The organism is Bacillus sp. FSL L8-0199 (genome assembly GCF_038005705.1).
Classification (GTDB): domain Bacteria; phylum Bacillota; class Bacilli; order Bacillales; family Bacillaceae_G; genus Bacillus_A; species Bacillus_A cereus.
Genome location: NZ_JBBOTS010000001.1, coordinates 3,541,194 through 3,555,628, shown reverse-complemented (window position 1 = coordinate 3,555,628; position 14,435 = coordinate 3,541,194). Strand labels below are relative to the sequence as shown.

Here is a 14,435-nt window from a genome sequence, read left to right as displayed (position 1 = left end):
AATATGAACTAATAAATATTTCAAAAAGTTGTTGCGAATATGGAAGATGAGGAGTACAATAATTTTGAAATATCACATATTAAATATTTCAAAAAATGAGGTGGAATTATGATTTCAGTTCAAGATGTCACAAAACAGTTTTCGAATGGAAAAGGTTTGTTTCATATTACATTTGATGTAAAAAAGGGAGAAGTATTTGGTTATTTAGGCCCAAATGGTGCTGGAAAATCAACGACGATTCGTAATTTAATGGGATTTATAAAACCGACAGCTGGTAAAGCGACAATTTTTGGATTAGATTGTTGGAATGAAGCAGCGAAAATTCAAAGGGAAGTTGGTTATCTACCGGGTGAAATTTCTTTTATTGAAGGAATGAACGGATTAGAGTTTTTAAAATTAATGCAAGGAATGCGTGGATTAAAGGATACAAAAAGACGAGATGAACTAATAGAGCGTCTGCAATTTGATGTGAAAACACAGATTCGCAAAATGTCTAAAGGAATGAAGCAAAAAGTAGGGATAGTCGCTGCATTTATGCACGATCCAGAGGTGTTAATTTTAGATGAGCCAACATCTGGACTTGATCCACTTATGCAGCAAGTGTTTATAGATTTAATATTAGAGGAAAAGCAAAGAGGAAAAACAATTCTTATGTCTTCGCATATTTTCACTGAAATTGAGAGAACTTGTGACAGAGTAGCTATTATTAAAGATGGTCGACTCGTAACGGTTGAAAATATTCACGATTTACAAAGTATGAGAAGACAGGTGATAGATGTAACAGTATCATCACAAGAAGAGATTGAGTCTCTTACAAAGTGTAATTTGCAATTTGAAGCGGTAAAAGGCAGAGAGGCATCTATCATTGTACAAGGAAACTATCAAACTGTTTTACAAACACTTTCAAACTACAATGTAACGGCACTTCAAACGAGAGCGATGGATTTAGAACATTTATTTATGCATTATTACGATAAGAAAGAAGGGATAACGCATGAATAAGCAATTATTTTTAGCTAGTTTGAAAGAAACACAAAAAAGTATTTTGAGTTATGCGTCTGGTGCAGCTTTATATCTGTGGTTATTAATTTGGATATTCCCGTCAATGGTATCAGCAAAAGGGCTAAATGAATTAATAGGTGCCATGCCTGATAGTGTGAAAAAAATCGTTGGTATGGAAAGTCCGATTCAAAACGTAATGGATTTTCTAGCGGGCGAATACTATAGTCTATTGTTTATTATCATTTTAACAATTTTTTGCGTAACAGTTGCGACACATTTAATTGCTCATCATGTAGATAAAGGAGCAATGGCATACTTGCTAGCAACGCCTGTATCTAGAGTACGAATCGCAATTACGCAAGCGGCTATTCTTATATTAGGACTACTGATTATTGTAGCGGTTACGTATGTAGCGGGTATAGTAGGTGCTGAATGGTTTTTAGAGGATAATAACTTAAATAAAGAATTATTTTTGAAGATAAATGTAGTCGGAGGACTCATATTTTTAGTCGTTAGTGCCTATTCATTTTTCTTTTCTTGTATATGTAATGACGAAAGAAAAGCACTAAGTTATTCAGCGAGTTTAACTATCTTATTTTTCGTATTAGATATGGTAGGGAAGTTAAGTGATAAGTTAGAATGGATGAAAAACCTATCATTATTCACGCTGTTTCGTCCGAAAGAAATTGCTGAAGGATCATATAATATATGGCCGGTAAGTATAAGTTTAACTGCTGTAGCGCTTTGTATTTTTATCGTAGCGATTGTAGTATTTAGGAAGAGGGATTTACCGTTATAGAGTAGAAAGTCCACTGAGAAAGTGGGCTTTTTTTATTTGTAAATTTAAACTAGTATGTTTATTGCATACTTATAAAGGATATTTATCTTTTTAATTACGAAAATATTCAAAAAAGTGAACCTTTTTCTAGGTTCATACGTCTAATACATGTAAAGTTAAATTGGAAGTGATGAAGTGAGGATGAAACAGGAGGAGCGATTGTGAAAGTAATCCCTTTATATAAAATGATTATAAAAGAAGAAACGGATGTTTCTTTAGCGAAAAAAGGTGATCATGAAGCCTTTGTAGCGCTTATACATACAGAAAAAGTGAAGATGTATCGAATAGCAAAGGCGATGTTACGTGATGAGACAAATATAGAGGATGCGATACAGACAACAATTTTAAAAGCCTATGAAAATATAAAAAAATTAAAGAAAGAAGAATTTTTTCAAACTTGGTTAATTCGAATACTAATAAATGAGTGTAACAATATTATTAGAGCGTATAAAAATGTAATTGTGACAGAAGAGAATGATTACAATATGAGTGCGTGTGATCAGTATGAAGATATAGATTTGTGTAATGCGATTCAGTCGTTACATGAAGAATTAAGAGCTGTTACGGTGCTTTATTACTATGAAGACATGAATCAAGTGAGTATAGCAAAGCTGTTAGAAATACCGAAAGGAACAGTGAAATCAAGATTGTCACGCGCGAGGGAACAACTACAAAAACGATTAAAGATGGAATAGGGGGTGTAAAGGATGGATAATGAAAAATTATTTGATGAGAAATTAAAAAAGAGAATAAAAGATGAAAATGTTATAGTACCTCCAGAGTTAAATGAAAAGATTAATGGTACGCTACATAATCTTAAGGTAAAAAAGAAGAGTTACAAAATTCATATGATGATAATTAGTGCAGCGGTTTGTATACTTTCAGTGGTATCTATGTCTGAGTTTTCTATACAAAGTTTTGCGCAAAATGGTGGAGTATTTGAATATGTAAAGAAAAAAGCGTTTTCTGATTTTGAAAATGAAGAAGAAATAAAATCGAATGTACATTATCCAGATAAAGAAAAGATTCATCAAAAAATGCTAGATTCTATTGATTATTTTAAAAATATTTCAGGACAATTTGAGGAATATTCTAGCTCATCAAGAATTGCTACAACATATAAGTATGCGATTGATACGGAGAAACAAAGAGGTATCTCTTCGAAAGAAGATAAACTAGCGAAAAAACGAACAATTATATATAACGAGGGCAAGAAAAAAGAGTTTGATGATGAGAAGTATACCTATAAAGAGACAAAATGGAACCCAAAAGAAAGAAACAATGAACTATTAAAATTAAATCCTACGGAAAGGTTAGTGAGAAAATCAGATGAGAAAAAGAGATATGATGATGAATATGTAGGGCTAGCTAAATATAGTATTCAATCAGAATTCGCAGATTTGTTAATTCGATATAAAGATTGGAATTATAAAGAAACGAAATATCTTGGATTAGATTGTTACAAAATTGAAGGAGTTATCAACATAGAGATGCCTGTTAGCACCTCTGAAGATTTAAGAGGGAAATTCGAAATGGTTGTGGAGAAAAATACAGGGATTATGTTGAAATTTCTTAGTTTTCAAGAAGGCTTGATTCAATATTCAGTTACGACTGAATGGATACAAATAGATAAGGGATTGAAAGAAAGTATGTTTCAAAAGGATAGCGCTAAATATGAAAAAATGAAAAACATATTGGGTGAATAGAAACAGGAGGAGAGTAAATGGGGAATCATTCATCTTTAAGAGAAGAGAAAAATAAGCAAAAATATAAAAAGAAAAAGATAATAAGTTTACTACTGGCGGTATTACTATTTGGTGGAATTGGCTATGGAGCCTATGTATATATGAAAACTTCTAGTCTCGTACAAAAATCTAATTTGAATTTAGCACGAGGCGAAAAATCCAATTTACGTGAGAAATCTGTAAAGCCAATTGCAAATCATGTTTCACTTTTAATTATGGGAATTGATGAAAATCAAGAACGACAAAAGGAATATAATGGTGCATTTCATACAGACGCATTATTGTTAGCGACTTTTAATAAAGATGATAAAACAGTGAAATTAACGAGTATACCGCGTGATACATATACATATGTTCCAGTTGAAAAGAAAAAAGATAAAATAACCCATGCATATGGAAGTGGTTTCGTTAAAAATGGTAAAGATGGAGGACCGCAAGCTTCTGTGGAAGCGGTAGAAAAATTGTTACAGGTGCCTGTTGATTATTTTGTGAAATTTAATTTTGGTTCCTTTACTAAAATTGTTGATGGGTTAGATGGTATTGAAGTGGATGTCCCAGTTGAATTTACGGAGCAAAATAGTAAAGATGAACCTGAAGCGATTCATTTGAAAAAAGGATTACAAAAATTAAATGGGGAAGAAGCACTTGCACTAGCAAGAACGCGCCATATTGATAGTGATGCAATGAGAGGACAACGCCAACAACTTGTTATTGAAGCGATTTTAAGTAAATTAAAAAGTGTAGGATCGATTGCGAAGTTAGAAAAAATAGTTGAGGCGGTTGATGGTGATTTTAAAACAAATTTAGTAATGGATGATATTTTATCTTTTTATAAATACGGTTTAAACGGTTCAGTTGAAAAAATACAATTAGCTGGTGATGATTTATACTTACCTAATGGCCCAAACGGGCAACGTGTATATTATTATAATCCTAATAAAAAAGATCTACAGAGTTTGAGTAATACTCTTAGAACACATCTAGGATTAAGTGAAAAGCAAATTGAGGAGAATTAAAGCAGACGAAATGTCTGCTTTTTTATTTTTGTCTAATGGTATGACATTTAGTTTTTAATGTTATATACTATTTTAAAATTTTAGTTAATAGTGTAACATAATAGTAGGGTTCAAGTTAAGTAGCAAGGGGGCTACCATATAGAATAAATGTTATTGCTTAAAATAGTTTGGGAGAAATGAAAATACAGGGGAGTAGCAAAAATGAGAATTGCAAAGAATTTAACATTCCAAGTTATTGTGGCCATTATTTGTGGTATTGCAGTAGGGGCAATTTGGCCGAGTGTTGGACAACAAATGAAGCCAATTGGTGAAACATTCATCAATATGATTAAAATGGTTATTGCACCGATTATCTTTTTAACAATTGTACTCGGTATTGCAAGTATGGGAAGTATGAAAAAGGTAGGCCGTGTTGGTGGGAAGGCACTACTATATTTTGAAATTGTTACAACAGCTGCTTTAATTATTGGTATCATCGTAGCAAATGTTGTGCGTCCCGGAGATGGATTAGATCCCTCAAAACTAAAAGGCGGAGATGTTTCACAATATGTACAAAGCGGGCAAGAAATGAAATGGATGGATTTCTTTTTACATATTGTGCCGTCTAACATGTTTGAAGCATTTGCAAAAGGTGATATTTTACAAGTGTTATTCTTCTCCATTTTATTCGGCGCAGGATTAACGATGTTAGGGAAAAATGGACAACCGGTTATTGATTTTTTTGAAAGATTATCGAAAGTATTTTTTAACATTTTATCAATTGTAATGAAATTAGCACCGGTTGGAGCATTCGGTGGGATGGCATTTACAATTGGGAAGTATGGTTTAAGCACGCTCATACCACTTGGCAAATTAATGATTTGTGTATATGCGACAATGGCATTATTTGTTTTTATTGTTTTAAATTTCATTTGTAAACTGTATAAATTTAGTTTGTGGAAATATTTAGCGCATATTAAAGAAGAATTACTTATTGTTCTCGGGACATCATCGTCAGAATCAGTACTGCCGCGAATGATGACAAAGATGGAAGACTTCGGGTGTTCGAAACCGGTAGTAGGTTTAGTCATTCCAACAGGCTATTCTTTTAATTTAGATGGAACAACAATTTATTTATCGATGGCTACTATATTTTTAGCACAAGTTTTCCACGTCGATCTTTCACTAGGTCAACAATTAACAATAATAGCTATTTTATTAGTTACATCTAAAGGAGCAGCAGCAGTAACCGGCGGGGGATTCATTGTACTAGCATCTACTCTATCTGCAATGAATGTTATCCCATTAGAAGGTTTAGCGTTATTACTTGGTGTAGATCGTTTCATGTCAGAAGCACGTGCTATCGTTAATTTAATTGGTAACGGTATTGCAACTGTAGTTGTTGCAAAAAGTGAAAATGAATTTGATGATGAGAAGTATACGAGAGTAGTAGAGGAAATGAAACGAGAAAAAATGGCCAGGTAAAAAGTCAGCTTTGCTGACTTTTTTATTTTTGTAGAAAAGATGTTTTTAGATATATGCATTATTTATTAGCAATAATTAACAAGTATTCAAGCGGTAAATGAGATGGAAGTGATTAAAACAAGGAATGTGTATGAATGCAAAATAAGGTTTGAACAACATATGGAATTTTTATGAATATTACTGTAAAAAAATAATTTTTTAAAAATTTTCAATAATAATACTTTACAAAAATTAAAAAATTAGTAGAATAAGAATTAGTAAGAATCGTCTGATAAATATATAGAGAAAAACAGAATTATCAGAAAATTCTTTAATAGCTATCGTTAAGAATTAGGGAGGGTACAAAATGAAAAAGAAACAAATGAAAAAACTAACAGCAGTTGTAGCACCGGTTTTAGCAATGAGCATGGCGTTAACAGCATGTTCTACATCAGGTGGAGATAAGAAGACAAGCACAAATTCTAGCTCTAGTGGAGATAGTAAGTCAGGGGAAAAATTAGCAGCAAAACAAGTGTTAAATCGAACAGTAACACAAGAGATTCCGACGATGGACTCTTCAAAATCAACTGATACAGTATCTTCACAAATGCTAGGTAATACGATGGAAGGGTTATATCGTCTTGATAAAGACAATAAGCCGATTCCAGCAGCAGCAGAATCTAGCACGAAAAGTGAAGATGGTAAAAAATATACGTTCAAACTACGCAAAGATGCAAAATGGTCAAATGGAGATCCAGTAACTGCGAAAGATTTCGTATACGCTTGGCAACGTCTATTAGATCCAAAAACAGCTGCTGAGTATGCATTTATCGCATTCCCGATTAAAAATGCAGAAGTAGTAAATAAAGGAGAAAAACCTGTAACTGAATTAGGAGTAAAAGCAGTAGATGATCTTACGCTTGAAGTTGAGTTAGAGCAAGCAGTACCGTACTTCTTAAACTTAGTAGCATTCCCATCATATTATCCATTAAACGAAAAGTTCGTTAAAGAAAAGGGCGAGAAGTTCGGTTTAGAGTCTGATACAACTGTCTATAACGGACCGTTCGTTCTTAAAGATTGGAAGCATGAACAAGGATGGCAATTAAAGAAAAATGATCAATATTGGGATAAAAAGACTGTGAAACTGGAAGAAGTTAACTTTAGTGTTGTTAAAGAGGCTGCGACTTTAGTCAATCTATATGATAGCGGTCAAGTTGACTTCGCTTTATTAAATGGAGAGTTCGTTGATAAATATAGAAGCAAGAAAGATGAATTTGGCACATATTCACAAGTGAGTACGTATTTCATTCGTATGAACCAAAAACGTGATGGACAAGATACACCATTAAAGAGTAAAAAGTTACGTGAAGCAATTGCACTATCAGTTGATAAAAAGAATTTAGCAAACGTAATTTTAAATGATGGATCAAAAGAAGCTGACTTCTTAGTACCAAAAGGTTTAGCAACTGGACCAGACGGTAAAGACTTCCAAGAAACGTTTAAAAATGGTTTAAAACCAAATGCTAAAAAAGCTGCTGCAGCTTGGGAAGAAGCGAAAAAAGAACTTGGAAAAGATCAAGTTACGATTGAATTCTTAAACTACGATACTGGTAATGCGAAAAAAGTTGGCGAATATATTAAAGATCAGATTGAGAAAAACTTAAAAGGTGTAACAGTTAATATTAAACTTCAACCATTTAAACAAAAACTAAAATTAGAAACTGAACAACAATATGATATTTCGTATGGCGGATGGAATCCGGATTATGCAGATCCAATGACGTTCTTAGATATGTTTGAGACTGGACATTCTCATAACCAAATGAGCTTCTCTGACCCTAAATATGACGGCATGGTGAAAAAAGCTGGAACGGAATTAATGAGCGATGCGAAAAAACGTTGGGAAGAGTTAGGAAAAGCTGAAAAAACATTACTTGAAGAAGATGTAGCGATTGTACCTTTATATCAACGTGGAGATTCTTATGTTTTACAGCCAAATGTAAAGGGAGTAGTAAAACATAATATCAGTCCAGAATTTAGCTTTAAGTGGGCATATGTGACTGAAAAATAATAGAGTTGAAAAAGCATTTAAAAGTGGCTTAGCTACTTTTAAATGCTTTTTTTATGAGCTTAAAATACTAATTTTTAGTATGGTTAAATAGAGGAGAATAAGGTGTATAGTATGTACATATAGTAGATGGGGGATAAATCCTACTAAATTACAAAAGTCAGAATATTTAAAATAAAACTATTTACAAATACGAAAAAAAGAGTAGAATAACATTAGTTGTAATTTTCTGAAAAATAAATCTTTAGCAAGGGGTCTCTCAAGGGTTGGTAATGTACATATAATTAGGGAGGGTAAAAAAATGAAGAGAAAAAAGATGAAAAAGTTAACGGCAGTTGTAGTACCAGTTTTAGCGATGAGTGTTGCATTGACAGCATGTTCTGGGTCAGGTGGGGAAAAGAAAACGACTACTACATCAAATAGTGGGGAAGAAAAAAAATCTGATATTAAATATGCAGCGAAACAAGTATTAAATCGTACGGAAAACCAAGAAATTCCGACGATGGATACTTCTAAATCTACTGATACATTAGGTTCGCAAATTTTAGGGAACACGATGGAAGGCCTATATCGCCTTGATAAAGAGAATAAGCCAATTCCTGCTGCGGCAGAGTCTAGTACGAAAAGTGAAGATGGTAAAAAGTATACGTTTAAACTGCGAAAAGATGCAAAATGGTCAAATGGTGAACCTGTAACAGCGAAAGATTTCGTTTTCGCATGGCAGCGCTTACTTGATAAGAATACTGCGGCAGAATATGCATTTATTGCTTACTATATTAAAAATGCAGAAGCGATTAATAAAGGAGAAAAACCTGTAACTGAATTAGGAGCGAAGGCGGTAGATGATTACACGCTAGAAGTAGAATTAGAAAAACCGGTACCGTATTTCTTAAATTTATTAGCATTCCCATCATACTATCCATTAAATGAAAAATTCGTAAAAGAAAAAGGTGATAAGTACGGTTTAGAAGCAGATACAACTGTGTATAACGGTCCATTCGTTATGTCTTCATGGAAACATGAACAAGGTTGGCAGCTGAAGAAAAATGATAAGTACTGGGATAAAAAGACTGTGAAGTTAGAAGAAATTAACTATAGTGTAGTAAAAGAGGTTGCAACGAAAGTAAACTTATATGATACAGGATCAATTGATTTTACATTACTATCAGGAGAGTTTGTAGATAAATATAAATCGAACAAAGAAGAATATGGTGAGTATGCGGAATCAAGTACATTCTTCTTACGTTTAAATCAAAAACGTAACGGACAAGATACGCCTTTAAAGAGCAAAAAACTTCGTGAAGCAATTGCATTATCAGTTGATAAAAAAGGATTGGCAAATGTAATTTTAAATAATGGTTCAAAAGCAACAGATCAATTGGTTCCAAAAGGACTTGCGACAGGGCCAGATGGTAAAGATTATCAAGATACATTTAAAAATGGTCTGAAATATAATCCGAAAAAAGGAGCAGCAGCGTGGGAAGAAGCGAAAAAAGAACTTGGAAAAGATCAAGTTACAATTGAATTGCTAAGCTATGATGATGGAACTGCGAAAAAGATTGCTGACTATGTAAAAGATCAAATTGAGAAAAATTTAAAAGGTGTAACGATTAATACGAAAATTCAGCCGTTCAAACAAAAATTAAAATTAGAAACTGCGCAAGATTATGAAATTTCTTATGCAGGTTGGAGTCCAGACTATGCGGATCCAATGACATTTATTGATATGTTTGAATCGAAGAGCCCGTACAACCAAATGAGTTATTCAAATCCAAAATACGATGAAATGGTAGGAAAAGCAGGTAATGAATTAATGAGTGATGCGAAAAAACGCTGGGAAACGTTAGGGAAAGCTGAAAAATTATTCCTTGAAGAAGATGCAGGGTTAGTTCCTTTATATCAAACAGGAAGATCGTATGTAATGAAACCGAATGTAAAAGGAATTGTGAAACATAACATCAGTCCAGAATATAGCTTTAAGTGGGCGTATGTAACTGAGGATGGCGGAAAAAAATAAAGTGAAATGCTTTTTAGTATGTATAAGGGAATAAATCTCGTTAGCCTATTGAGAATCGGGTAGGTAATTAGGAAGGTTCTATCGGAGGGATTTAGAGAGGTCAGTAAGTAGTAAGACAGATGATAGTAAGAGACCTCATGCTAATAAGAAAAATATAGAACGTAGTAATAGATTGGAATAAGGGGAGGGATGTTTACATATAAGTAGACGGGGATAATTCATATAGTAGTTAAAACAACAAGTTACTATAATAAAAAAATAAATATTTAGAAAATTTACAAAAATACTTTACAAAATTTTAAAAAATAGTAGAATATTAATTAATAAGAATTTTCTGATAACGAAAGTTAGTAGAGAAATTCTAAATGTTAATATCGTACATATAATTGGGGAGGGTACAAAAAATGAAGAGAAAAAAGATGAAAAAATTGACAGCGGTCGTAGCACCAGTTTTAGTAATGAGTATGGCATTAACAGCTTGCTCTGGATCAGGAGATAAAGAGAAGGCAAGCACAACACCGAAAAGTGGTGAAAAAGAAGGCGGAAAGCTAGCGGCGAAGCAAGTGCTTAATTTAACAGAGTCTCAAGAGATTCCATCTATGGACTCTGCTAAAGCGACAGACCAAGTATCGTTTCTAGCTTTAAACAACGTAATGGAAGGTTTATATCGACTTGATAAAGATAATAAAGCAACACCAGGAGTTGCTGAATCATATAAAAAGAGTGATGATGGTAAAAAGTATACATTTACATTAAATAAAAATGCAAAATGGTCAAATGGAGAGCCTGTAACAGCGAAAGATTTCGTGTTTGCTTGGAAACGTGCGGTAGATAAAAATACAGCAGCAGAATATGCATACATTATGTTTGATTTGAAAAATGCACAAGCGATTAATGAAGGAAAAGCTGAACTAGATACGTTAGGAGTAAAAGCTGTAGATGACTATACGTTAGAAGTAGAATTAGAAAATCCAGTTCCTTACTTTGTAGAATTAACTTCATTTGGAACATTTTATCCATTAAACGAGAAATTTGTAAAAGAAAAAGGTGAAAAGTACGGTTTAGAATCAGATACGACGTTATACAACGGACCGTTTACATTGACAGACTGGAAACATGAAGAAGGTTGGAAGTTAAAGAAAAATGCACAATATTGGGATAATAAAACAGTGAAGTTAGATGAAATCAACTTTAACGTAGTAAAAGATAGTGGTACACGTGTTAACTTATATGAAAGTGGACAAATCGATCGTTCAGGACTTACATCTGAATTTGTTGACAAATATAAATCAAACCCCGACTTCTTTACACAAAAAACACCGTCAACGTACTTCTTACGCTTAAACCAAAAACGTGGTGGGCAAGATACAGTGTTAAAGAGCAAAGATCTACGTTTAGCGATTGCAAAAGCGTATGATAAAAAAGGCTTAACGAACGTTATTTTAAATGACGGATCTACACCGGCAGATTACTTAGTACCAAAAGAATTTGCTAAGAGCCCAGATGGAAAAGACTTCCGTAAAGAAAATGGAGATATTTTAAAAACAGATGTGAAAAAAGCAAAAGAGCATTGGGAAAAAGCGAAAAAAGAACTTGGAAAAGATGCAATTACAGTAGAACTATTAAACTATGATGGTGATGGTGCGAAAAAAGTAGGAGAATTCTTAAAAGGAGAACTTGAGAAAAACTTACCAGGTTTAACAGTGAATTTGAAAAACCAGCCATTTAAACAAAAGTTAAAATTAGAATCAGATCTAGATTATGATTTATCTTACGCTGGTTGGGGCCCTGACTACTTAGATCCAATGACATTCATTGATATGTTCGTTACAAATGGCCCTCATAACCAAACAGGATATTCAAATCCTAAATATGATGAAATTGTACAAAAAGGTAAAGGTGAGCTATTAACGAAAACGAAAGAGCGTTGGGATAGCTTACTGAAAGCGGAGAAAATGTTATTGGAAGATGCAGCAATTGCACCATTATATCAACGTGGTGATGCTATCGTTCAAAGACAGAAAGTAAAAGGTATTGTTCACCATCCAGTTGGTGGAGACTACAGCTATAAATGGGCATATATTACAGAGGATAAGTAAGATGAGGGGCGTACAATACGCCCTTTTTTCTATGCACTTTTCTTCCGTGCTCGAATATATAAAATAAAAAAGGGAGAATCCCATGAAGCGAAACACATACATCGATTTCCTAGCTTATTACGGAATAGGAAGTGCTCATCCTGGTGGTTTTACGTTAACAAAACAATTGTTAGCACAACTGCCTTTTAAATATGGAGCGAATGTCCTTGAAATAGGTTGCGGTACGGGAAAAACAGCGGCATATATGACAAGGGAATTTGGTTATAAAGTAACAACTGTTGAAAAGAATGAAATTATGATTCAAAAGGCAAAAGATAGATGGTTGTTTGAAGGGTTAGATATACAATTAATTGAAGGAAGTGTAGAGCATTTACCGTGTTTGAATAACTCATTTGAGTTCGTACTTGGAGAATCAATCATCGCTTTTACAGACAAAGAAAGGGTTATCTCGGAGTGTTATCGTGTATTACAGCAGGACGGTAAGCTTGTTGTCATTGAAATGATTATTGATAGGCACATTGATAAGGGTGAGGAAGAAAAAATCGTCCAATTATATGGCATGAAAGAACTATTAACTGAGAAGGAGTGGGTACAATTATTTCAGAAAGCAAATTTTAAAAGAATTACAATTGCTGGTGGTGGCACGATTGCAGAAACAATCTCTGGCTATGTAGAAGAGCCAGAATGGAATGTATCCTCACATATTCCGAATGAGTTATATGAGGCGTGGATACAGCATGAAAATGTACGGCTTATGTACCAACACATTTTAGGGCATCGTATTTTTATATGTGAAAAATAAAGAAAAAGAGTTGGCTAAAGGTAGCCAACTCTTTACTATGTTAAATGAAAAATAATGCAGCTAATGTAATTCCGAAGATGAAACCAAATCCGAGTTCAACACCCCAGCCACAACCGCCGCCTCCCCAGCCGCCGCAACCACAACTACTACAACCACGACCACCACATCCGCAGCTGCTGAATCCACCACCGCATCCGAATCCACAACTATCACACCTGCTAAGGCCTCCACAAAGGTCACAACCACCGTTTGCGTAAGCGTCGTAGTATCCGAACCCTGAATCAAAAGATGAGCGCTGTTGCACCGGTTCGATCCATACAGAGTTTTGTGTCACATCGATTATTTTACCTAAATGTATACGGCCATCACGGTCTTCAATCCGAACAACTTTTCCGAAATAACGTTGGCATGTATCATAACATTTTTGTCTATGCATATTCTTTCCTCCTTCCGCATTACAGTAATACGATATGTAAGGGGGACAAGTGCGGCTTGTACGAATGCCCTATCTATCATAATTGTTATAGGAAAGGGGAAATATAAGAAGAGGATATATAAGGAGGAAAAGGCATGAAATCTACAGATCAGTTTCAGACATACGAAGTACCATGGGAAGATTTTATTGAAGCGTTACGAGAGGAAATGAAGAAGCAAGTAGGGACAGATATTATTGATACAGTAGTTTGCAATTTAGAAGATGGTTTTGAAGTGTATACATATGTGCAGGGGGATTTAGATTTTGAATATAAGGAAGCGCTTGAGAGAAAATACGGAAGTGATGCGAAGACACCTAATGTGTTAACGATAATGTTATTAGCTAGTATTTATAATACAAGTGAAGAGAATATACGCTTGCATGCGGATAATAAAGAGAATCCGATTGTTGAAGTGTATGTAAAGCAATGAAACACGCTGTGGAAGGCGTGTTTTTTATTTGTATGATAAAATGTTAGAAAATTGAGAAAGAAGGTGAAGGATTGGGAATTAAACATCTTAATTTAACAGTTACAGATGTAACAGCAGCTAGAGAGTTTTTAGAGAAGTATTTTGGTCTAATTTGTAGTGGAACAAGGGGAAATGGCTTTGCAGTTATGCGTGATAATGATGGATTTATACTAACTTTAATGAAAGGAAAAGAAGTTCAGTATCCAAGAACATTTCACGTAGGATTTCCACAAGAAAGTGAAGAACAAGTAGATAAGATAAATCAAAGATTGAAGGAAGATGGATTTTTGGTCGAGCCTCCTAAGCATGTCCATGCGTATACGTTTTACGTTGAAGCACCTGGTGGATTTACAATAGAAGTGATGTGTTAAGTCAAAAATCAAACTTTTTGTTATGTGTTTTTAAAATAAAAAGTAGGAAAAGTCTGTTTTAAGTGTGGAGCTTAAACAGGCTTTTTTAC

At 33.9% G+C, this 14,435-nt stretch carries 13 protein-coding genes; 12 read left to right on the top strand and 1 reads right to left on the bottom strand.

The annotated features are described in order from the left end of the window. Window positions 1-108 precede the first annotated feature (108 nt). From NST86_RS18160 to NST86_RS18115, 10 genes are all read left to right on the top strand, one after another. Window positions 109-1,002 (top strand): ABC transporter ATP-binding protein, encoded by an 894-nt coding sequence (locus NST86_RS18160; RefSeq protein ID WP_000626582.1) that lies wholly within the window; start codon window positions 109-111, stop codon window positions 1,000-1,002. Beyond that, a complete protein-coding gene (locus tag NST86_RS18155) occupies window positions 995-1,801 on the top strand; it encodes an ABC transporter permease subunit (protein ID WP_227593188.1) in 807 nt (268 codons plus the stop codon). Before NST86_RS18160 ends, NST86_RS18155 begins: the two co-directional genes overlap by 8 nt. Before the next feature lie 200 nt (window positions 1,802-2,001). Beyond that, complete coding sequence (locus NST86_RS18150) at window positions 2,002-2,535, top strand: sigma-70 family RNA polymerase sigma factor (RefSeq protein ID WP_000864726.1); 534 nt, start codon at window positions 2,002-2,004, stop codon at window positions 2,533-2,535. A gap of 12 nt (window positions 2,536-2,547) precedes the next feature. Beyond that, window positions 2,548-3,546 (top strand): hypothetical protein, encoded by a 999-nt coding sequence (locus NST86_RS18145; protein WP_000368240.1) that lies wholly within the window; start codon window positions 2,548-2,550, stop codon window positions 3,544-3,546. 17 nt (window positions 3,547-3,563) lie between these two features. Then, window positions 3,564-4,601, top strand: a complete 1,038-nt coding sequence (locus NST86_RS18140) for an LCP family protein (RefSeq protein ID WP_016118453.1) — start codon at window positions 3,564-3,566, stop codon at window positions 4,599-4,601. Window positions 4,602-4,802: 201 nt separating this feature from the next. Further along, window positions 4,803-6,065, top strand: a complete 1,263-nt coding sequence (locus tag NST86_RS18135) for a dicarboxylate/amino acid:cation symporter (protein ID WP_001216971.1) — start codon at window positions 4,803-4,805, stop codon at window positions 6,063-6,065. Window positions 6,066-6,411: 346 nt separating this feature from the next. Further along, the gene (locus tag NST86_RS18130) at window positions 6,412-8,115 is read left to right on the top strand and encodes a peptide ABC transporter substrate-binding protein (RefSeq protein WP_000730168.1); all 1,704 of its coding nucleotides are present in this window, start codon (window positions 6,412-6,414) and stop codon (window positions 8,113-8,115) included. 298 nt (window positions 8,116-8,413) lie between these two features. Continuing rightward, window positions 8,414-10,129, top strand: coding sequence for a peptide ABC transporter substrate-binding protein (locus NST86_RS18125; protein ID WP_016118452.1), 1,716 nt, complete (start codon window positions 8,414-8,416; stop codon window positions 10,127-10,129). 404 nt (window positions 10,130-10,533) lie between these two features. Then, complete coding sequence (locus NST86_RS18120) at window positions 10,534-12,228, top strand: peptide ABC transporter substrate-binding protein (protein ID WP_000823447.1); 1,695 nt, start codon at window positions 10,534-10,536, stop codon at window positions 12,226-12,228. A gap of 82 nt (window positions 12,229-12,310) precedes the next feature. Then, entirely contained in the window at window positions 12,311-13,030 is a 720-nt protein-coding gene (locus tag NST86_RS18115; protein ID WP_000828253.1) for a class I SAM-dependent methyltransferase, read from the top strand. A gap of 40 nt (window positions 13,031-13,070) precedes the next feature. On the opposite strand, the gene NST86_RS18110 is transcribed toward NST86_RS18115, so the two are convergent. Then, window positions 13,071-13,466 carry a hypothetical protein gene (locus NST86_RS18110; protein ID WP_000554977.1) on the bottom strand — a complete coding sequence of 132 codons (396 nt, stop codon included), beginning with the start codon at window positions 13,464-13,466 and terminating at the stop codon, window positions 13,071-13,073. A 134-nt stretch (window positions 13,467-13,600) separates the two neighbouring features. On the opposite strand from NST86_RS18110, the gene NST86_RS18105 reads away from it, so the two are divergent. Next, entirely contained in the window at window positions 13,601-13,936 is a 336-nt protein-coding gene (locus tag NST86_RS18105) for a hypothetical protein (RefSeq protein WP_000842888.1), read from the top strand. A gap of 71 nt (window positions 13,937-14,007) precedes the next feature. Beyond that, window positions 14,008-14,346 (top strand): VOC family protein, encoded by a 339-nt coding sequence (locus tag NST86_RS18100; RefSeq protein ID WP_000511521.1) that lies wholly within the window; start codon window positions 14,008-14,010, stop codon window positions 14,344-14,346. The last annotated feature ends 89 nt before the right edge of the window (window positions 14,347-14,435 follow it).